The organism is Rhodococcus sp. C-2, assembly GCF_027854095.1.
GTDB lineage: Bacteria > Actinomycetota > Actinomycetes > Mycobacteriales > Mycobacteriaceae > Rhodococcus_F > Rhodococcus_F qingshengii.
On sequence record NZ_JAQGFI010000006.1, the window covers coordinates 105,683 to 123,810 of the forward strand.

Annotated in this window: 24 protein-coding genes and 1 tRNA gene; 10 read left to right on the forward strand and 15 right to left on the reverse strand. The window is 61.7% G+C overall.

Annotation, left to right across the window (positions count from 1 at the left end):
* Window positions 1–21: 21 nt before the first annotated feature.
* From PCS43_RS14315 to PCS43_RS14330, 4 genes are all read right to left on the reverse strand, one after another.
* A complete protein-coding gene (locus PCS43_RS14315) occupies window positions 22–1,656 on the reverse strand; it encodes a BCCT family transporter (RefSeq protein ID WP_003946258.1) in 1,635 nt (544 codons plus the stop codon).
* An 84-nt stretch (window positions 1,657–1,740) separates the two neighbouring features.
* Window positions 1,741–2,172 carry a DoxX family protein gene (locus tag PCS43_RS14320; protein ID WP_003946228.1) on the reverse strand — a complete coding sequence of 144 codons (432 nt, stop codon included), beginning with the start codon at window positions 2,170–2,172 and terminating at the stop codon, window positions 1,741–1,743.
* A 48-nt stretch (window positions 2,173–2,220) separates the two neighbouring features.
* Window positions 2,221–2,580: a GntR family transcriptional regulator gene (locus PCS43_RS14325; RefSeq protein ID WP_209909570.1), complete on the reverse strand. Its 360-nt coding sequence runs from the start codon at window positions 2,578–2,580 to the stop codon at window positions 2,221–2,223.
* A 42-nt stretch (window positions 2,581–2,622) separates the two neighbouring features.
* Window positions 2,623–3,306 carry an SDR family oxidoreductase gene (locus tag PCS43_RS14330; RefSeq protein ID WP_050654500.1) on the reverse strand — a complete coding sequence of 228 codons (684 nt, stop codon included), beginning with the start codon at window positions 3,304–3,306 and terminating at the stop codon, window positions 2,623–2,625.
* Window positions 3,307–3,400: 94 nt separating this feature from the next.
* Between PCS43_RS14330 and arsC the strand changes: the two genes are divergently transcribed.
* Entirely contained in the window at window positions 3,401–3,754 is a 354-nt protein-coding gene (gene arsC, locus PCS43_RS14335) for an arsenate reductase (glutaredoxin) (RefSeq protein WP_003946209.1), read from the forward strand.
* 13 nt (window positions 3,755–3,767) lie between these two features.
* Here the strand turns inward: arsC and arcA are convergent, their stop codons facing one another.
* Entirely contained in the window at window positions 3,768–4,985 is a 1,218-nt protein-coding gene (arcA, locus tag PCS43_RS14340) for an arginine deiminase (protein WP_003946210.1), read from the reverse strand.
* 99 nt (window positions 4,986–5,084) lie between these two features.
* On the opposite strand from arcA, the gene PCS43_RS14345 reads away from it, so the two are divergent.
* Window positions 5,085–5,573: an FABP family protein gene (locus PCS43_RS14345; RefSeq protein ID WP_003946270.1), complete on the forward strand. Its 489-nt coding sequence runs from the start codon at window positions 5,085–5,087 to the stop codon at window positions 5,571–5,573.
* A 5-nt stretch (window positions 5,574–5,578) separates the two neighbouring features.
* Entirely contained in the window at window positions 5,579–6,058 is a 480-nt protein-coding gene (gene soxR, locus PCS43_RS14350) for a redox-sensitive transcriptional activator SoxR (RefSeq protein ID WP_003946250.1), read from the forward strand.
* Here the strand turns inward: soxR and PCS43_RS14355 are convergent.
* The 3 genes from PCS43_RS14355 to PCS43_RS14365 all read right to left on the reverse strand — a co-directional run bounded on the left by PCS43_RS14355 (window position 6,044) and on the right by PCS43_RS14365 (window position 7,722).
* Entirely contained in the window at window positions 6,044–6,526 is a 483-nt protein-coding gene (locus tag PCS43_RS14355) for a DUF2505 domain-containing protein (RefSeq protein ID WP_030536322.1), read from the reverse strand. The genes soxR and PCS43_RS14355 overlap by 15 nt on opposite strands.
* 48 nt (window positions 6,527–6,574) lie before the next feature.
* On the reverse strand, window positions 6,575–7,420 hold the full coding sequence (locus PCS43_RS14360) for an SDR family oxidoreductase (protein WP_007729029.1): 846 nt from the start codon (window positions 7,418–7,420) through the stop codon (window positions 6,575–6,577).
* A 146-nt stretch (window positions 7,421–7,566) separates the two neighbouring features.
* Window positions 7,567–7,722 carry a hypothetical protein gene (locus PCS43_RS14365; RefSeq protein ID WP_003946253.1) on the reverse strand — a complete coding sequence of 52 codons (156 nt, stop codon included), beginning with the start codon at window positions 7,720–7,722 and terminating at the stop codon, window positions 7,567–7,569.
* Window positions 7,723–8,201: 479 nt separating this feature from the next.
* On the opposite strand from PCS43_RS14365, the gene PCS43_RS14370 reads away from it, so the two are divergent.
* The gene (locus tag PCS43_RS14370) at window positions 8,202–8,618 is read left to right on the forward strand and encodes a helix-turn-helix domain-containing protein (RefSeq protein ID WP_003946231.1); all 417 of its coding nucleotides are present in this window, start codon (window positions 8,202–8,204) and stop codon (window positions 8,616–8,618) included.
* 60 nt (window positions 8,619–8,678) lie between these two features.
* On the opposite strand, the gene PCS43_RS14375 is transcribed toward PCS43_RS14370, so the two are convergent.
* Window positions 8,679–9,680, reverse strand: coding sequence for a hypothetical protein (locus PCS43_RS14375; protein WP_003946245.1), 1,002 nt, complete (start codon window positions 9,678–9,680; stop codon window positions 8,679–8,681).
* Window positions 9,677–10,177 (reverse strand): ImmA/IrrE family metallo-endopeptidase, encoded by a 501-nt coding sequence (locus PCS43_RS14380; protein WP_003946241.1) that lies wholly within the window; start codon window positions 10,175–10,177, stop codon window positions 9,677–9,679. Before PCS43_RS14380 ends, PCS43_RS14375 begins: the two co-directional genes overlap by 4 nt.
* Before the next feature lie 178 nt (window positions 10,178–10,355).
* Here PCS43_RS14380 and PCS43_RS14385 point away from each other — a divergent pair, with 178 nt between their 5' ends.
* Window positions 10,356–11,081, forward strand: a complete 726-nt coding sequence (locus tag PCS43_RS14385; protein ID WP_270923062.1) for a hypothetical protein — start codon at window positions 10,356–10,358, stop codon at window positions 11,079–11,081.
* A gap of 2 nt (window positions 11,082–11,083) precedes the next feature.
* The gene (locus PCS43_RS14390; protein WP_209909576.1) at window positions 11,084–11,248 is read left to right on the forward strand and encodes a hypothetical protein; all 165 of its coding nucleotides are present in this window, start codon (window positions 11,084–11,086) and stop codon (window positions 11,246–11,248) included.
* A gap of 292 nt (window positions 11,249–11,540) precedes the next feature.
* Here the strand turns inward: PCS43_RS14390 and PCS43_RS14395 are convergent.
* The 5 genes from PCS43_RS14395 to PCS43_RS14415 form a co-directional block, all read right to left on the reverse strand.
* Window positions 11,541–11,616 (reverse strand) — tRNA-Ala (locus tag PCS43_RS14395).
* 102 nt (window positions 11,617–11,718) lie between these two features.
* The gene (gene sepX / locus PCS43_RS14400) at window positions 11,719–12,453 is read right to left on the reverse strand and encodes a divisome protein SepX/GlpR (protein ID WP_007727521.1); all 735 of its coding nucleotides are present in this window, start codon (window positions 12,451–12,453) and stop codon (window positions 11,719–11,721) included.
* A gap of 267 nt (window positions 12,454–12,720) precedes the next feature.
* Window positions 12,721–13,356 carry a GNAT family N-acetyltransferase gene (locus tag PCS43_RS14405; RefSeq protein WP_209909579.1) on the reverse strand — a complete coding sequence of 212 codons (636 nt, stop codon included), beginning with the start codon at window positions 13,354–13,356 and terminating at the stop codon, window positions 12,721–12,723.
* A 21-nt stretch (window positions 13,357–13,377) separates the two neighbouring features.
* Window positions 13,378–14,637: a molybdotransferase-like divisome protein Glp gene (gene glp / locus PCS43_RS14410; protein WP_003946353.1), complete on the reverse strand. Its 1,260-nt coding sequence runs from the start codon at window positions 14,635–14,637 to the stop codon at window positions 13,378–13,380.
* A 125-nt stretch (window positions 14,638–14,762) separates the two neighbouring features.
* A complete protein-coding gene (locus PCS43_RS14415) occupies window positions 14,763–15,674 on the reverse strand; it encodes a UTP--glucose-1-phosphate uridylyltransferase (protein WP_003946415.1) in 912 nt (303 codons plus the stop codon).
* A 59-nt stretch (window positions 15,675–15,733) separates the two neighbouring features.
* Here PCS43_RS14415 and PCS43_RS14420 point away from each other — a divergent pair, with 59 nt between their 5' ends.
* The 4 genes from PCS43_RS14420 (at window position 15,734) to mscL (ending at window position 18,081) form a co-directional block, all read left to right on the forward strand.
* Window positions 15,734–16,312: a 5-formyltetrahydrofolate cyclo-ligase gene (locus PCS43_RS14420; protein ID WP_042921299.1), complete on the forward strand. Its 579-nt coding sequence runs from the start codon at window positions 15,734–15,736 to the stop codon at window positions 16,310–16,312.
* Window positions 16,313–16,423: 111 nt separating this feature from the next.
* The gene (locus tag PCS43_RS14425) at window positions 16,424–16,735 is read left to right on the forward strand and encodes an FmdB family zinc ribbon protein (RefSeq protein ID WP_209909582.1); all 312 of its coding nucleotides are present in this window, start codon (window positions 16,424–16,426) and stop codon (window positions 16,733–16,735) included.
* Window positions 16,736–16,812: 77 nt separating this feature from the next.
* Window positions 16,813–17,559: an SAF domain-containing protein gene (locus tag PCS43_RS14430; RefSeq protein ID WP_073512730.1), complete on the forward strand. Its 747-nt coding sequence runs from the start codon at window positions 16,813–16,815 to the stop codon at window positions 17,557–17,559.
* Window positions 17,560–17,658: 99 nt separating this feature from the next.
* Window positions 17,659–18,081 (forward strand): large conductance mechanosensitive channel protein MscL, encoded by a 423-nt coding sequence (mscL, locus tag PCS43_RS14435; protein ID WP_007727535.1) that lies wholly within the window; start codon window positions 17,659–17,661, stop codon window positions 18,079–18,081.
* The last annotated feature ends 47 nt before the right edge of the window (window positions 18,082–18,128 follow it).

Genomic DNA, 18,128 nt, shown 5'->3' on the forward strand with positions numbered 1-18,128 from the left:
AAGTCCTACTCCGCTCAAGTCCTACTCCACTGACTTACCCACACGGCGTCCTCGGCGCGGGCGTAGGAGAGCACGTTTCTGCTCCTTCGCCGCAATGATGATCGGGTCGTGCGAAAGATCCTTGTACAGCGAGAAGCACAATCCGATCATGACCAGCACGAACGGCGCCGCAGCGATGATCGTCATGGTCTGCAAGCCGTCGAGCGCTTCGGAACCACCGGTCCACAGCAGAAGCGCCGCGACGCCACCGGTCAACATGCCCCAGAACACCACGACCCAGCGACTCGGTTCGAGCGTTCCGCGCTGCGAGAGCGTCCCCATCACCATCGACGCAGCGTCGGCGCCGGAGACGAAGAACACTGCGACGAGCAGCATGACCAGGACAGTCGTCACTCCGGCCAACGGCAGATTGTCGAGCATGCCGAACAGTTGAGCCTCTTCCGAGCCTCGGCCGGACAAGCCGATTCCGTCGCGTTCCTCGCCGATGCCTGCGCCGCCGAAGATCGCGAACCAGAGCAAGCTGACAGTCGTGGGAACGGCGATGACGCCGACGATGAACTGGCGGATCGTGCGGCCGCGGCTGATGCGGGCCAGGAACATGCCGACGAACGGCGTCCAGGACACCCACCATGCCCAGTAGAAGATCGTCCACGACGAAAGCCACGCGCCGGTTTCAGGATTCGACGATGCACCCGTGCGGGCCGACATCTGGGCGAGGTCGGAAACGTATGCACCAATGGTCGTCGGGAGCAGATTGAGAATCAGCACGGTCGGCCCGAGAACGAACACGAACAGGGCCAAGATCAGCGCTAGCACCATGTTGATGTTGGAGAGCCACTGAATTCCCTTGGCCACACCGGAAACTGCCGAAGCGACGAACGCCAGGGTCAGCACCGCAACGATGGCCACGAGCAGGAATACGCCGGCTTCTTCCATCCAGCCGACTACCTCGAAACCGGAGCCGATCTGAAGTGCGCCGAGCCCCAAAGATGCTGCGGTGCCGAAAAGTGTCGCAAAGATTGCCAGGATGTCGATGACCTTGCCGATCGGCCCTTCGGCTTTGCGACCGAGCAACGGGATGAAGGCCGAACTGAACAGTTGCTTGCGTCCTCGGCGATACGACCCGTACGCAATGGCAAGGCCCACAACGGCATACATCGCCCAAGGATGAAGACCCCAGTGAAACATGGTGGTAGCCATGGCAGTTCCGACGCCACCGTCGGTACCGGGAGGCGGAGTCACGTAGTGCGCAAGCGGTTCCGCGACACCGAAGAACATCAGGCCGATGCCCATGCCGGCGCTGAACATCATGGCGATCCAGCTGACGGTTCGGAACTCGGGCTTCTCACCGTCTTTGCCCAGCGGAATGTCGCCGAATCGACTGACAGCGAGGTAGATGGAAAACAGCACGAAAGCCGAAGCTGCGAGTACGAAGAGCCAGCCGATGTTCGTCACCAACCAGCCGAGAACACTTCCGGTTACCGAGTTCAGGTTGTCGGGAGCTACGAGACCCCACACGACAATAGCCAGCACCGCTGCGGCCGCCACGGAAAACACCACGTAGTCGGTCCGAACGCCTACCCGAGTAAAGCCCGTCTCCGGGCGCTCTTCGTTGGCCCCGGAATCTTGTTCGGATCGATCAGATTTCGTCACCATAGATGACTACGTTCGTCACTTTGTGGGCCAAAAGCAAGCTGGAAGGCGGGCTCAACAGCCGTTGAACCCGCCTTCTCACCCCGATCAAGCTGGGGTTTTAACCCAACCGTTGCCCTTGCCGATCAATCCGTCGATGCTGATGCGTCCTGCGCCGATAACAGCGATCAAGAGCGAACCGACACCGAGTGCGACGACGAGTTCATAGCCGCCGTTGTCTATGAAGACGCCCTTGTCGGCGTGCACGATGAAGAACGCGCCGACCATGTCGAGGAACAGCAGTGCGCCGACGAGCGGGGTCAGCAGACCCGCGATGAGCAGGATGCCGCCACCGAGTTCGATGGATGCTGCCAGAACTGCAGAAATCTTGGGGAGCGGGGCGCCCATCCCTTCGAATGCGGCCTGCGTTCCGGCGATCTTGTAGGTGAAGAACTTCTGCCAACCGTGGGCGATGAAGATGATCCCGAGGCCGACACGGGCGATGAGGAGTCCGAGGTCACGAGCAATCGACGAATTCATGAGCCAAGACTGACAGCTTTAAGTTGAAGCGTCAACTTAATCAATGTGTCACGCACCTCTCAATGCCGACTCCACCATGGCGACGATCTCAGTGTCGGAGTACTCGAGCGAGCGGACCTTATGCGCAAACGCGGTCGCCGCCTGCTCCGCCTGCGCCTGCACCGGATCGGTCCCCGAAGCGATGAACGTCCCTTGCTTTCCCCTCGTCTCGATCACGCCCTGATCGCTGAGCGCGCGATAAGCCTTCGCGACGGTGTTGGCCGCCAATCCCAGCTCCGAAGCCAATGCACGCACCGTCGGGATCTTGGTTCCCGCAATCAATCCGCCGCCGTGAACCTGCTCGATAATCTGTTGCCGCAGTTGGTCGTACGGAGCTGTGGAGGAATCGTGTTCGATCGCGATCTTCATCGTCACCCTCGTCGTATCTTCTCGGTCACAGCATCTTCTCTCTCACAAACCCTCGATCGCTTCGCGGATCGTATGCGGGCCGGAGGTCAGAACCAATATCTTGCCGACACTGGACGGCGCGTCGATGAGCGCTTCGATCACTGCGGCGACATCTGCACGAGGCACAGAGCCTCGATCGACGGGTGGCTCTGCAAGAAGGACTTCACCGGTGGGGTCGTCGTCTGTCAGAAGTCCTGGCCGAAGAATCGTCCAATCCAGCGAAGTCCTTGTCTTCAGGTCTTCCTCCGCTGCCGTCTTCGCCCGCAGGTAGGCGGCAAAAATCTCGTCGGTGTTCTCCGGTATTTCGTCACCAGCACCCATGGCGCTGATCTGAATGAACCGACGCACTCCCGCTTTCTCGGCGGCATCGGCCAACAGCACCGCCGCAGCTCGGTCTACGGAGTCCTTCCGCTCGATCGAGCTACCAGGTCCGGCGCCCGCGGCGAAGACCGCGACGTCGGCACCGTCGAGTACCTTCGCAACTTCCTCGACCGTGGAGGATTCCAGATCGATCACCACGGGGAACGCGCCGAGTGTGCGGACCGCACCCTCGTGCGCGGAGTTGCGGATCAGCGCTACCGGCCGATCACCATGTCCTGCCAGCAGGTACGTCAGGTGCTGCGCGATCTTGCCGTGCCCACCGGCAATGACCACGCGCCGTTCGTCCACACTTCGATGTTCCGTCATCGTTTTCTCCTCACAAGTCGGTACTTCAAGTGCAGCGCGCCGGAGGTGTCCGTTGTTCCCCTGTTTGTCCCACGAGTTCGGACACAGAGGCAGAATGACGGACATGGCATCTGCAACCATCTTCCACAATCAACGGTGCAACACGTCGCGGACTGTTCTCGGACTTATCCGCGACGCCGGCATCGAACCGACCATTGTGAAGTACCTCGATACTCCGCCTACCCGATCCGAGCTGGAAAAACTCCTCGCCGACGCCGGCCTCGAGCCCAGCCAAGCCGTTCGCAAGCGCGAAACGCAGTACAAGGAACTCGGGCTCGCCGATGCATCCGAATCCGAGATCCTCGACGCGATGATCGAGCACCCAATTCTGATCGAACGCCCGTTCGTGGTCACCGACAAAGGCACCGTCCTCGCGCGGCCTGCAGCCAAGGTGGAAGAAATTCTCTGACAGCGTCGACGGCTTACAGCGGATCGCGGGCGATCGGGCAGGACATGCACCGAGGACCACCTCGGCCGGACCCCAGTTCCGAACCCGCGATTCGCAAAACCTCGATACCCGAGGCCTCCAGCCTGGCGTTCGTTTCGACGTTGCGCTCGTAAGCGACGACGACGCCAGGCTCGACGGCGAGGGTGTTGTTTCCGTCGTCCCACTGCTCACGCTCGGCAGTCACCGTGTCGAGTCCGGTGTCGATCACACGCAGTTTTCCGATTCCCATGGCGTCGGCCGCCGCTTCGAGGAACGGCGTCGCACCGCGAATACTCACCCCGTCGTCTTCCTTGCGCAGAGTGAACGCCGCCAGGGTGTCCTGAATGGCCGGATACATGACGACCGCGTCGGCCTCGACCATGGTGCAGACCGTGTCGAGATGCATCGACGCTCGGCGTTGCTCGATCGGAACAACCAACACCGTGTGGGCGAGGCCGTCGTCGAACACGCTACGCGCCAATGCTTCTGCTCCGGCGGGTGACGTACGTTCACCGACACCGATTGCGATCACCCCCGGCGCGAGAAGCAGCACGTCACCTCCCTCGACAGGAGCCGTGTGCGACTCGTACGCGCGGCGCACGCCTTTGAATCGAGGGTGATGCGCGTAGACGAGATCCGTTATCGAGGATTCGCGAGCTCGCGCTGACAACGCCAAGGACGTGATGATGACCCGTGGCCCGACCCAGAACGACGAATCACGGGTGAAGAGCAAGTTGGGCAACGGGTCGATCACGAAGTCACCGCCGTGATGCATCCTGCGCACCAACGAGGTCGAGTCGGCATCGATCGGCAATTCGTCGAACGTCATTCCTGCAGTAAGGATCGACGAAAGCTCCTTCGGCTCCACCTTTCGCAGGTAGGCGGCCAGGTGTTGCCCGAGCGCGTGGCCGATCTTGCGTGCGTCGACGGCGGCCGCGATTCCCTGGATCCTCGCTGCGCCACTGACCTCGAGCGCCTCGGTGAGGAGATCGGACAAAAGCAGTACCTCGACGCCGCGCTCACGAAGGACGGTCGCAAACTGATCGTGTTCTTCCTGCGCGCGGTCCACCCACGGCAACGCGTCGAACAGCAGCTCGTCGTTGTTGCGCGGAGTCAATCGTTTCAACTCGTCGCCAGGACGATGAAGAATGACCGATCGCAATCGGCCCACCTCGGAATCGACACCGAGGGGGACGGAGCCAGAAGCGTTCATGAGTGAACACTAATCCCGTAGGCCCCACCCAGCAGGGACAAGCAGCTGTCGTACCGGCCCGCGTAACGTCTGATCCGACGCAGGCGAGAGGACCAGGCAATGAGTAGTACGGATCAGGCGGCGCTGAACGGCGCCGGAATCGAGAGGTTCACCGGGCGCTGGGTCGGCGCTGGAGCCGGACATTTCCCCACCATCGACGACTTCGAGTACTCCGAGGAGATCGAGTTCGCGCCCACCCCGAAACCGTTTCTCACCTACTCGTCGCGCACTCGTGGGCTCCCCGACGGACGACCGCTTCACATGGAATCGGGATACCTGCGCCCAACACCGGGTGGTGAGCTCGAATTGCTGGTCAGCCAGCCCACCGGATTCGTCGAGATCCATCGCGGCACCCTCGACTCCGAAGGCACTCTCGCCTTGACCCGTCTCACGCTCGCAGCATCACCCGACGCAAAACCGGTTCACGACGTTCGGCGAGTCATGCGCGTTCAGGGCGACACGCTGACATACGACCTGTGGATGGCGCACGGCGACACCCCGCTGACGCATCATCTCCACGCCACCCTCCACCGCGCGACGGACCGGTAGTCGCCATGGAGATGCCGTCGTGGAAGGCAAAGGAACTCACGCCCGGCCAGCTCTCCGAGCGCAGCGGTGTCGCCGTCTCGGCCCTGCATTTCTACGAACGAGAAGGCCTCATCGTCAGTCGCCGGACCAGCGGAAACCAGCGCCGATACCAACGAGACACGCTTCGACGCGTCGCCTTCATCAGAATCTCGCAACGCGTCGGCATTCCGCTGTCGGAAATCAGAGAGGCCCTCGGCACACTTCCTGAAGGCCGTACCCCGAACCGCGCAGATTGGGAAAGATTGTCGACCGGGTGGCGGCGCCACCTCGATCTACGCATCGAGCAACTGGAACGTCTACGGGACAACCTCACCGGTTGCATCGGTTGCGGGTGCCTCTCGTTGGAGGGGTGCGCCCTCGCCAACCCGCACGATCAACTCGCATCCGCCGGCCCGGGTGCGCGCGTTCTGGAAGTAGATTTCGGTGCAGGCTCAGGCGAGAAATGACTCAACGGCGTCCCGATCGCGCCCCAGCAAGTCCTCGACGGTCTTCTTCAGCAACTTCTCGATCTGGCCGCCGATGATCGGCATCTTCACCTCAGCCGTTCCGTCGACGACCAACCGCGTGCAGGACTCGGCGGCGGTGAGATCGAGCGTCGTCTCGATTCGGATCGGCAGTCCCCGCGCGATTCCGGTGACCGACCCTGCTGCACGCCCGTCCGACAGAGGTCCCCACCGATCGACCCGTTTCAGACCGAGCCGACTCGGCGCAACCTTGGCGACCAGGCTCGGGAGGGAGGCGGAGTCGATTTCCTCGGACACGGATACTTCGATCGATCCGTCTCGAACTTCGATGTCCGAGGTGGCATAAAGGTCTCCGAGTCTGCCTTTCCAATAATTCGGGTCGGTCAAAGTTCGATGCACGTCGTCGATCGGATATTTGAATTCGATATCGAAGTGAAAACTCTTCGGCATGACTTTGGTCCCTATTCGACTAGATAAAAGTCCCGGCGGAGTTAACGCTCATCGCTTGAGCAATTTACTGAACTGGTCGTTCGCTTTTTGCATCACGAACTCGTAAGGCAGGGCGAATTTGCGCGCCCACCAGTATCCGAATCGGATGTCATTGGACGTATATACGAGGTACGTATTCTTCTCGATTCCCCGCAGAATGCACGACGCCACCTTCTCCGGGGAGACAGCACGCGCCTCGAACCGGTGCGTGAGTTTTTCGACCCGCGGGTCGTTCCTGTCGATACCCGCTATTTCCACGGTTCCCACCAATGGCGTCTTCACCCCACCCGGCACAACCAGACTGACCCCGATTCCGTGCCGCTTCAGATCGAATCGCAGCACCTCGGACACCCCGCGAAGGCCGAACTTGCTCGCACTGTAGGCGGCGTGCCACGGCAGGGCCAAAAGTCCGGCAGCCGAAGACACGTTGACCAGGTGTCCACCCTTGCCGGCACGAATCATGGGTGGAACAAACGTCTCCATGACATGGATCGGCCCCATCAGGTTGACGTCCACCATGGACTTCCAATGCCGATGTTCGAGGTTCTCGATAGTTCCCCACGCTGAAATGCCGGCGATATTCATGACGACATCCATCGAAGAAAATTGAGTGTGAATCTCGGTACCGAATTTCACGACCTCGTCGTAGTCCGAGATATCGAGTGCCTTCGCCATGCTGACCGTGCCGCCGCCGGCGCCGACCATCGCGACCGTCTCTTCCAATCCGACGCTGTTGATATCGGTGAGAAACAATTCGGCGCCGACCTCTGATGCACGCAGCGCAGTTGCACGTCCAATTCCACTACCGGCGCCGGTGATCAGGCATTTCTTGCCGTCGAGCGACCTTACAGACATGGATGAACACTCCCCCGCACTCGTACTGTGGACATGCGGGAAAGTCTACGCACGCACGATGCGGCCGCCCTGAAACACGCAAGACGACCTGGGGGGGCACGGCCGCACTCCGCGCAAACACCGCACAGAGACGACCGCAGCGAGCACTAGAGACGCTGCATCATCTGCTCTTGATAGCCCTTGACCGTACGGTCGAGTTCTTCCGCCGCTACATCGTCCCCACGCTTGCGTGCGTCGTGGGCTCGATCCTGAATTTCACGGATTGCGCGGCGCAATTCATCATCGCTCATCGTGTGTTTCATGTCACAATTCTGCACCCACTCGGAGGGTTTAGCTAGCACAGATCGCAATCCGGCAAACCGTTCAAGGTTCAACCCGGAGGTGATCCGCATGACATCGCAACCAGCCACCCTGATCGCGACCCCAAACCTTCAAACATCGCTTGAACTGCAGTTTTTCAATCGAAATAGTTGTGAAAAACCAGGCTAACGCATAGCTAATATCGCCAAAACGGGTAAAAGGTTTGATATTGGGCAGATTGGCCAAGTACTGGAAGGTTCGAATAGCGCAGTCGTAGCTGCACATTTCCGTGTGGCGGAAACTCAATGTGCGCTGAGACATAGCTGAGCACTCATTGGGCGGACGAATCGAATCTCGGACACATTTGACAACTAGTCCACTAAACAGACTACGGTGAGCTACCGATCGGTTATCCGCGTGATACCGTAGGATTCACTGAACGGACAATTGCTAGCTAGAGAGGATTACGGGGCGGTTCACAATGGCTGACTTTGCAGAACGATTGAACAAACTGTTCGACAGTGTTCATCCTCCGGGGCGCAAACCCCATACCAACGCCGAGGTTGCGGCAGCGCTCATCGAAGACGGCCATCAGATCTCCAAGCCGTACATCTCGCAGCTCCGCTCGGGACAGCGCACCAACCCCTCAGACGAGACAGTCGCAGCCTTCGCCCGGTTCTTCAAGGTGAAGCCCGACTACTTCTTCAACGACATCTACGCAGCCAAGATCGATCACGATCTCGAACTGCTCTCACAGCTCCAAGGCTACGGGCTTCGCCGCCTCTCGAGCCGTGCATTCGACCTCTCGGAAGAATCGCAGAATCTACTCACCACGATGGCTGAAAAGCTCCGCGCGAGTGAAGGTTTGCCAGAGGTTCCGCCTGACGCGTCACGCTGATGTGACCGTGCTGAAGCACTGACTCGATCTCGAGCACTGCAATGACATGGAGTAGGTCGACTACGAACGTCGACCTACTTTTGTCGTTTCATCGAGTTCTTTCGCCAACAACAACACCCATCGGCGCGCCGACATCTTCTCAGGAGGCGCAATCCACCTGGTGTCCAACACATCCGAGGCCAAGGGATCGGCGATCCACCCCGCCAAAATCCCCGCGTGTGCAGTGACGGCCCGCGGCGGTTCCTGACCACCGACGTCGAACATCCCGGCGCCGGACTGGATGTACATCGCATCCATGATCTGCGCGATCATGTCCGATGCCCGCAGCACAGACGTACTCCCGGCGCTGTCCGCGTCGACTACCTCGGGGAATCGCTTGACGAGAAGCGCGTGCATCCGCCGCAGCCGGTACAGATCTCGTCGCGCACGTAACCAGGTCTCGAGAAGCACCCACGTGATGCCCAGCGCAATCAGAACACTCGAGGCAGCGATGAACCACACCCCTGCGCCCGTCCAGATATCCGATTCGAGTGCGCCGGTGCCACCGATCGATTCGACAAGCATCACGACGACCACGACGAGCAGGATCGACGAACCGGTCACGATCAACGCGATTCCGCGCCCCAACGGCGCCCACGCAACGTGCCGTAGCCCCGTCGAAATGACAAGGGACAGAGCGACGATGATAAAGATCAGAGCCGGCGCCGGGTAGCCGAAGAGAACCGCGATCGCCACCAGGAGCCCCACCGAGTACAGCACGGTGGCGAGGCCGCGCATAGCCGGACGTGACATCACCGGCCACGCAGACACGGCGCCGACTGCACTGGCCGCAGACAACGCTGTCCACAAGACGATGACGATCATCGCGGCGGCATGCTGCTCCGGCGCAATGCGATCGACGATGTCCCATACCGCCGGCACCATGACCGTCGACGACAATGCGACCGAGAAGCCTGCAAAGACCATCGACATTCGCAACGGCGTCGCGGTGCGCGCGACAACTCGACCCAGTCTCGCGCCGGCTGCAACCCAGACGAGAAGGGCCACAGCCCAAAAGATCATCCGATCGCCTCGTCGTACCGCAACACCGACAGCGGTGTCCCACGGCCACTCATCGTTCGCAGACGCATGATCAACATCGACGCGAACGTCTCGGCTTCCCACTCCGCGATGTCGTCCATCGGCACGGGTTCGTTGCGCCGCAGAGAACGTTGACTCAACATGTAGGCGATCAAATCGTCACTGACCTCGAGCGTCGCCTCGGCGATCTCGGCACCCTCGTGGCGAAACACTATGTGCCCCAACTCATGTGCCAGAGTCCGCTCGACATTGGGTAGTCCGGGAGCCAAAACGATGACGTCGTGGTCGTCGTAGGCCCGGCGCTGACCGCACACTCCGGTGGCGAGAGGGGTTTCCAGATCGATCTCGATCGGGCGCCCACGCTCGCGGGCGACTGTCTGCACCACCGTCAGCAGTGACACTGCCTCCGACGACGCTGCTGCGTCGCATACGGCATCCACCGCGGCCAGAACGCGGCGATGTGAACGTCTGTCCGGCACGACTCACGCACCTCCCTGTGATCCGGGTGCCAGGAATTCGGCACGCGCGGCAGCCAATCGTGCCTTCTGCAGCGATGCTCCGCGGAAAGTCAGTGCTCCCGCACCGGCCGCTACCACTGCCATTCCGCCTACACCGCCGGCGACGGCGGCGGCGTTGAGAATCGGCGGAAGCCCTTGAGTGAACGCCGTCGGAAATGCCTGCGGGTTGTCAGTCGGAGCCGCGACGTTCGGAACGTTCGACGGTACCTGCGGAGCTACGGGTGCGGGTGCGGCCAGAACCTCGGGTGCGGAAGGGGCTGCGACTGCGCCCGGCGCAGCGTTTGCCGGTCCACCGGCAGAGGGTGCAGGCGCTCCGCCGCCCGCTGACGGTCCCTGCGGATCAGACGGTCCAGCCGGCGGAGCCGCTACCGCGGACGACTGCTCGGAACTCGGCTGCGATTCGGAAGGAGACTGTGTCTCGGAGGGTGCTTGGCTCGAAGGACTCTCGGTCTGCGAAGTTGCGTTGGTCGCGGGGGAAGCGCTGCTGCTCGGACGTTGCGACGCCGAAGGGTTGGTCGCGGGGGAAGCGCTGCTGCTCGGACGTTGCGACGCCGAAGGGTTGGTCGTGGGCTCAGTCGTGGTCGGCTCAGTCGTGGTCGGCTCAGTCGTCGTGGTCGGCTCAGTCGTGGTCGTCGGCTCAGTCGTCGTGGTCGGCTCAGTCGTGGTCGTCGGCTCAGTCGTCGTGGTCGGCTCAGTCGTCGTGGTCGGCTCAGTCGTGGTCGGCTCAGTCGTGGTCGGCTCAGTCGTGGTCGTCGGCTCAGTCGTGGTCGTCGGCTCAGTCGTCGTGGGCTCAGTCGTCGTCGTCGGCTCAGTCGTGGTCGGTGTCGGTGTCGGTGTCGGAATTACGGTCGTGCCGCAGTTGTGACGGTGACAATGCCAGCCATAGTTGCCGTTGCCGTTGTTGCCGCCGTTGCCGTTGTTGCCACCACCGCTGTTGCCGCCAGGTTGGGCGGCGACGATGGCGGGGAAGACCGATACGGCAAGGACGCCGATACCCATCAGGCACATCACAGCAACAAGCATCATCGCTAGCCGTCGTGGCTGGCTCATCGACATTCCTCCCCGACACATACGTCCGACCTGCGGAAAACTGCGGCAGACTCACCGTGCCTATCGCACCGGACACACCCTCGTTACATTTCCGGCAAACATGTATCCGCCCAAGGATCATCCCTCACTTGGAAGCTCAACGGTCCGGATCAGCGGTCGCAATCGTATGAAACGGCGCACACTCAGATCGAATCTTCGCAATTCGGGCAGGCCCTGAAAATGCAGGAAAGGGTCGTTCAACTTTCGTTGAAAGACCCTTTTCGCTGGTACTTCTTGGTGGAGCTGAGGGGAATCGAACCCCTGACCTCTTCGATGCGAACGAAGCGCGCTACCAACTGCGCCACAGCCCCGTGCCACCGCCTCAGCGGTGCTCGGCAACTCTAACAGGAACGAATACTCCCGTTGGAATCACCCGACACGAACTTTCGGCCCGACGAGATCGGCCCAGAAGATCACTGACCGGACGCGCGACGCATCTCGGTGTGCCTGATCTCTTCTTCGTAGTGATCCAGGTGATCGAACACCGGATCTTCGTCGTCGACCTCGAGGACAACCGCTCCTGGCCGACGCAGTCGCGCCGGAATCAGGCGAAGCTCTTCGTCGGTGTGCGATTCGACTCCGAGTCGCGATCGGTTGAGGCGTTCGGTACGACGGCGGCGAATCTCTTGCTCGATCCGAACCTGCCGACGCAAGTACGCCATGTACCCGCCGAGGCCGCACACGGTCAGCGCAAACAACCACCACACCATCGGCGAGATGATCAATGCGAGAGCGCCCGAGAGAATCGCGACGAACGCAAGTCCCAGCAACGTCCGCTGACGGAATGCATACCGCGCCTCCCGGGCGATGGCATCCGCTTCGGGGTCGAATCCGCCTCGGCCGCGCCGAACCGGAACAAATTCTCCGACCGGTGCACGACCGCCGGCGTAGTCGTCTTCTGCGTGAGTGTCCATCTGGTCCTCCGCGTCGTAGCTGCTGCGCACTGGTTCTGGTTGCCAGTTCGGATCGCTTCGATGTCCTGCTGCCGGCCCGCGCTGAACAGGGTTGCTGTCGCCGCGGTGGAGTACTCGAGTCGCGAGTGCCGCGTCACTCGTCTGCCGGATCCTGGGGCGCTTGTTGACAAGCATCGGCACCAGGACGAACAGCCACACGGCCACCAGCCCGATCCACACGAATGAGCTAGGCATGCCGCGGCCTCCTCCCGATCACCTACCAGCACCTATGCCAGCCGTTGACGAGTCAAGATTAACGGCCGACGCCCTCGCATCGTTGCCGACGCGCCGAACCCCACCATACTCATGTGTCACACGCGTACCGAACTGAACTTCCGGTTCAGTCCCAAAAGTCTCAAGTTCTGGTTGAATCAAAAACCACATTTTCCCGACCGAAAGTAGGACTACTCAGCGGTAACTGCTGTTTAGCTCGCGTTTCTCACGCTTCTGGCGCCGTCTTCGTCACACCCACGAAGCACGTCCGGACCGCACCAATCTGTCGACGACGGTGGTGGGTACTTCCTCGATGGTCATTCCGACCAGAAGATGATCACGCCATTGGCCGTCGACATCGAGGTAGCGCTTGAGAAGACCTTCCTCCCGGAACCCCACATTTCGTAGGACTGCGCGACTCGACGCGTTCTCCGGCCGAACAGTGGCCTCCACTCGATGCAGACCGACCTTCGAGTATGCGTGATCGAGTGTGAGTGCAACGGCAGCTGTGGCTACGCCCCCACCGGTCACGTGCGAGGCGACCCAATAGCCCACCCAGGCGGACCGCAGAGCGCCGCGCACCACATTTCCGATGGTGACCTGCCCGCAGTACTTCCCGTCGAGTTCGATCACCAGGGGAAGGATCCTGCCCTTGCGCGCTTCGGAGCGAAGGTTTCCGCACAGGGACGGCCAGACGGTGATGTGGTGGCGAGCATCCCAGGGCGATTCTCCGGTGGGCTCCCACGGCTCGAGGTGCTCGCGATCGCGAATGCGGAGACGACTCCACACAGCAGCGTCACGGAGCTTCACGGGGCGGACGGTCACCACTCCCGCGGGCACTCGCAGCGGGCCGAGATCTTCCGGCCATCCTGGATGGACTGACATCACACCCCACTCGGGTCGGCGTTACCCACGTTGGGCGAGAAAAGCTACGTCGACTTCTTCACCGATGTGCACTTCGGTGACGTCTCGATCGACCAGAACCAAGCAATTGGCTTCCGCCAAGGTCGCGAGGAGATGTGAGGACGCACCGGGCGCGCCCCCGAGGGCCTGCACGAGGTACTCCCCTGTCGCTTCGTCACGCATCAGCTGACCACGCAGAAAACCCTTGCGATCGGCAATCGACGTGATCGTTCCCACTGTCCGAGCCTTCACTACTCGCCGCATCGGCTGGCGGCGTCCGAGCGCGATTCTGATCAGCGGGCGAACCATGACTTCGAATACCACCAGTGCGCTGACCGGGTTGGACGGTAGGAGAAAGGTCGGAACCTCGTCCCTTCCCAGCTTTCCGAAGCCTTGCACCGATCCCGGATGCATGGCAACGCGCTCCACCTCGAGTGTCCCCAGGTCGGCAAGCGCCTCACGAACCTCGTCGGACGCTCCGCCGCCCACGGCACCGGCGATGACAACGATTTCCGAGCGAATCAGCTGTCCCTCGACTACTTCGCGAAGACGACGAGAGTCGTTGCCTGCGATTCCCACACGGTTGACGTCGGCGCCGGCATCGCGCGCTGCGGCGGCGAGGGCATACGAATTTACGTCGTAAACCTGGCCTGGCCCCGGCGTGCGATCCACGTCGACGAGTTCTCCACCGACGCTGATAACCGAGAGGCGCGGACGGGGATGGACGAGTACTTTGTCGCGGCCGACCGCAGCGAGCAACCCGACCTGTGCGGCTCCGATGATGGTGCCTGCCCGAACGGCCACGTCGCCCGGCTGGACGTCGTCGCCTGCACGGCGAACGTAATCGCCCGAACGCACCGGCTCGAAGATCCGAACGCGAGCGCGACCACCGTCGGTGTTCTCGAGGGGAAGAACTGCGTCGGCCAGCGTGGGCAAAGGCGCGCCGGTGTCGACTCGGACGGCCTGGCGAGGTTGCAAGCGGATCGGTTGGCGTGAGCCCGCCGTCACCTCACCGACCACCGGCAAGCTGAGGTCGGTAGGCTCGCCGTCCTCGCCTCGGAGGTCGGCTCCGGCTCCGGCGACATCGACACTGCGAACCGCGTAACCGTCGATGGCAGCTTGATCGAATCCCGGCAATGGGCGTTCGGTCACCACTTCCTCGGCACACAGCAGTCCCTGCGCCTCCGAGATGGCGACCCGAACCGGACGGGGTGCCACTGCAGCAGCGGTAACCCTGGTCTGCTGCTCCTCAACCGACCGCATCTGGTCCGCGTCCTCCTGTGTCTGGAAATTCGGTGATATCCGTCAGCTCATGATGCCTTGCCGCCGAAAAGGGACAAGCACATTGATACTGCGTTATCGGGCGATCAACCACCGTGGCGACACGCTCAGCGGTCGAGCCGATCCGCGAGCCACTTACGCAAGGACGGGCCGTAATCGTCACTGTCGAGTGCCAGGTCCACCGAAGCGCGGAGGTACCCGCCGGGGTTGCCCAGGTCATGACGCGTTCCGCGGTGCACCACCACGTGAACCGGATGGCCCTCGGAAATCAGGAGAGCGATGGCGTCGGTGAGTTGCAACTCACCGCCGGCTCCCGGCTCGATGCGACGAAGTGCGTCGAAGATCGCACGATCGAGCAGATAGCGACCTGCAGCGGCAAAGGTCGACGGCGCGTCTTCCACAGCCGGCTTCTCGACCATGCCGACGACCTTGAGGACGTCGGGATTGACCGCGTCGGGAACGATCTCGACGTCGAAGACGCCGTAAGCGCTGACTGCGTCTTTCGGGACGTCGATTGCACAGAGAACGGACCCGCCGCGCTTGGCCCGAACTCGCGCCATGATCTCCAGGACGCCACGCGGTAGTACGAGATCATCGGGCAGAAGGACCGCGATGGCGTCTTCGTCGTCGTCGAGAACCGACTCGACGCAACCGACTGCATGCCCGAGGCCGAGGGGCTGCTCCTGAATCACGGAGTCGACTTCGAGCAAACCCGGCGCTTTGCGCACCTTCGCCAGGGCAGCGAGTTTTCCGCTTGCTTCCAGCTTGCTTTCGAGCACGAGATCCTCGACGAAGTGGGCAACCACGCCGTCTTTGCCCGGGGACGTCACGATGACGAGCCGCTCGGCTCCCGAGTCCGCAGCTTCACCTGCCACCAGTTCGATACCCGGTGTGTCCACGACCGGCAGCAATTCTTTCGGAACCGTCTTGGTGGCAGGCAGGAAACGCGTACCAAGTCCGGCTGCGGGAACCACGGCCGTACGGAAGGCCCTCGTGCTGCTAGCGACAACGTCTGTCATGCCAACACCTTAGCCGCCGCTTGTTACCGCTCGGTCAGCACGACGAATATCGTTGCGGGGTGACACCTCAGACAAAAGCACAATGGCGACAAATCACACTCGCAGCACGTGATGCAGTCTCCGAGCACACTCGAAACACGGAAACTGCGGCGTTGATCACGCACATACGTTCAGTGATTGTCGACGGCTCGGTCGTCTGTGCGTACGTCCCCACCCGCACCGAACCAGGATCCACCGATTTGCTCGACGCCGTTGCCGAGATCGCTCAGCGTGTACTACTTCCGATCACCGGGGAGCCGGGACCGTTGTCCTGGGTCGAGTACAGCGGCGCGGACGGTTTGCGTCCCGCGAAGTACGGCATTCGGGAGCCTGTCGGACCCGTCTTGCCACCGGAGGCCCTGTCCGACGTGGAATGCATGCTTGTCCCTGCTCTCGCGGTGGATCTTCGCGGAACACGCCTCGGCCGTGGCGCAGGCTTCTACGACCGGACGCTCGGGTCGGTCGGACCACAGACTCGGCTCGTGGCAATTGTCAGAGACTCCGAACTCGTCGAGGCCTTGCCTGCCGACGACCACGACATTCCCATGGGCTGGGCATTGACGCCAAGCGGCGGTCTCACGCCGCTCCAAGGCGATTGATCTGCGGGAATAGATCCCTGATTAGCGCTGTTGGCACTGTCACTTGTAGAGTGCTAAAGGCTGCGGTGTAAATACGCGGCTGCTCGAACATCACAGTGCGGAGGAAGCCCGGTGCCCACCTACTCATACGCATGTACGGAATGTGACAACCGTTTCGACATCGTCCAGTCCTTCAGCGAAGACTCGCTGACGGTCTGCCCAGCTTGCTCAGGCAAGCTCCGCAAGCTGTTCAACTCTGTTGGCATCGTGTTCAAGGGCAGCGGCTTCTACCGCACCGACAGCCGCGGCGGCTCCGGGACTGCGAGCGAGCCGGCCAAGAGCGATTCGGCACCCGCTGCGAAGTCCGAGTCCAAGTCGGACTCCTCTTCGACATCGAGTTCGTCGACCAGCACGCAGGCGCCCGCAAAGGCTGCCGCAAGCTGATTTCCACAACCTCCGGGTTGTCCACAGGTTCACATTGTTAGGGCCGGAAGCACCGCTTCCGGCCCTAACGTGCATGAATGCCGTCAGTACGTTCTCGTTCGCCGAGGCGCTCCCATCCATTGCGCGCCCAGCTCGATCTCACGCCGAACACCTTCGATCGCGTCGTCGAACTGACACGCGGCACACGGTTTCGCTCAGCGACCGTCCGCAAGATCGCAGCGGTCGTCCTGGCCACACTCGGCGTTGTTCTCTTCTTTCGAGGCGATCCCGCGACTGACACCGTCGCCGTAGTTGTCTCGAGCCGCGATCTCACTCCGGGGCAGGTGATTGCGGATTCGGACGTCGAGGTCCGCGAGATCGACTCGAAACAACTTCCCGAAGGAGTTGTCTCCGACACCGACCTGGTAGTCGGGAGAACCGTTGCCGGCCCGATTCGCTCCGGAGAAACCGTCACCGACGTGCGCGTTCTCAGCCCACGGCTGGCCGGGTTGTCGGTAGGAACCGACGACGCCCGCATCGTCCCCGTCCGATTGGCCGATGCGGCCGTCGCGGACATGTTGCGCAGCGGGGACGTCGTCGACGTCCTGACCGTCGGCCCTGACACATCCCGCCCAGACACACCCCACCCCGACACACCCAACGAATCAATTGCCGACAAGGCCCCGCAGATTCTTGCAGCGGGAGCAGTAGTCGCTTTGGTCACCACGTCGGAAAGTACACGTAACCAGCAGGAACAGGTGATTTTGCTGGCCCTGCCGACACCAGCAGCCAACGTCGTAGCCGCGGCATCTCTGTCCAATGCGATCACCGTGACATTCCGCTGACCGCACAAAGCGTCCGAAGCTCCTCTAGGATTTTTCCAGTCGGTTCGGTATCAACGGACCATCTGGCACTTGCCATCGGAGACTCGAGGGGACACCGACATGCTCAAGGGATTCAAGGACTTCCTGCTTCGCGGAAACGTGCTCGACCTGGCCGTCGCGGTTGTCGTCGGCGCAGCCTTCACCGCCATCGTCACGGCATTCACCAGCAACATCATCAACCCACTCATCGCAGCTATCGGCGGATCCGACGAATTGGGCTGGGGAAAGGAGATCATTGCCGGTAATTCCGAAACCTTCGTGAATATCGGCGCCGTGGTCACCGCGATCATCAACTTCATCATCATCGCAGCGGTCGTCTACTTCGTGCTGATCGTCCCTGCGAATGCGGCGAAGAAGAAGTTCGTCTCCGAGCCCGAGGACAAGGAAGCCAGCGAAACCGATCTGCTCATCCAGATCCGCGACATCCTCTCGGCCAATGCCGGTGGCGCCGACACGGGAGCGCACGCCAAGACTCTCGAATAGGCAGTGCCCACAGATCAATCAGGCCCTCGGACAATTGTCCGGGGCCT

Bases quoted from the DNA above. Each gene is read 5' to 3' on its own strand.
- sepX (WP_007727521.1), bottom strand. From the start codon at position 12,453: ATGCCTAGCTCATTCGTGTGGATCGGGCTGGTGGCCGTGTGGCTGTTC.
- PCS43_RS14370 (WP_003946231.1), top strand. From the start codon at position 8,202: ATGGCTGACTTTGCAGAACGATTGAACAAACTGTTCGACAGTGTTCAT.
- PCS43_RS14430 (WP_073512730.1), top strand. From the start codon at position 16,813: ATGCCGTCAGTACGTTCTCGTTCGCCGAGGCGCTCCCATCCATTGCGC.
- mscL (WP_007727535.1), top strand. From the start codon at position 17,659: ATGCTCAAGGGATTCAAGGACTTCCTGCTTCGCGGAAACGTGCTCGAC.
- PCS43_RS14320 (WP_003946228.1), bottom strand. From the start codon at position 2,172: ATGAATTCGTCGATTGCTCGTGACCTCGGACTCCTCATCGCCCGTGTC.
- PCS43_RS14355 (WP_030536322.1), bottom strand. From the start codon at position 6,526: ATGCCGAAGAGTTTTCACTTCGATATCGAATTCAAATATCCGATCGAC.
- PCS43_RS14345 (WP_003946270.1), top strand. From the start codon at position 5,085: ATGAGTAGTACGGATCAGGCGGCGCTGAACGGCGCCGGAATCGAGAGG.
- PCS43_RS14415 (WP_003946415.1), bottom strand. From the start codon at position 15,674: ATGACAGACGTTGTCGCTAGCAGCACGAGGGCCTTCCGTACGGCCGTG.
- arcA (WP_003946210.1), bottom strand. From the start codon at position 4,985: ATGAACGCTTCTGGCTCCGTCCCCCTCGGTGTCGATTCCGAGGTGGGC.
- PCS43_RS14405 (WP_209909579.1), bottom strand. From the start codon at position 13,356: ATGTCAGTCCATCCAGGATGGCCGGAAGATCTCGGCCCGCTGCGAGTG.
- soxR (WP_003946250.1), top strand. From the start codon at position 5,579: ATGGAGATGCCGTCGTGGAAGGCAAAGGAACTCACGCCCGGCCAGCTC.
- glp (WP_003946353.1), bottom strand. From the start codon at position 14,637: ATGCGGTCGGTTGAGGAGCAGCAGACCAGGGTTACCGCTGCTGCAGTG.
- PCS43_RS14325 (WP_209909570.1), bottom strand. From the start codon at position 2,580: ATGAAGATCGCGATCGAACACGATTCCTCCACAGCTCCGTACGACCAA.
- PCS43_RS14315 (WP_003946258.1), bottom strand. From the start codon at position 1,656: ATGGTGACGAAATCTGATCGATCCGAACAAGATTCCGGGGCCAACGAA.
- PCS43_RS14330 (WP_050654500.1), bottom strand. From the start codon at position 3,306: ATGACGGAACATCGAAGTGTGGACGAACGGCGCGTGGTCATTGCCGGT.
- PCS43_RS14360 (WP_007729029.1), bottom strand. From the start codon at position 7,420: ATGTCTGTAAGGTCGCTCGACGGCAAGAAATGCCTGATCACCGGCGCC.
- arsC (WP_003946209.1), top strand. From the start codon at position 3,401: ATGACGGACATGGCATCTGCAACCATCTTCCACAATCAACGGTGCAAC.
- PCS43_RS14365 (WP_003946253.1), bottom strand. From the start codon at position 7,722: ATGAAACACACGATGAGCGATGATGAATTGCGCCGCGCAATCCGTGAA.
- PCS43_RS14375 (WP_003946245.1), bottom strand. From the start codon at position 9,680: ATGATCTTTTGGGCTGTGGCCCTTCTCGTCTGGGTTGCAGCCGGCGCG.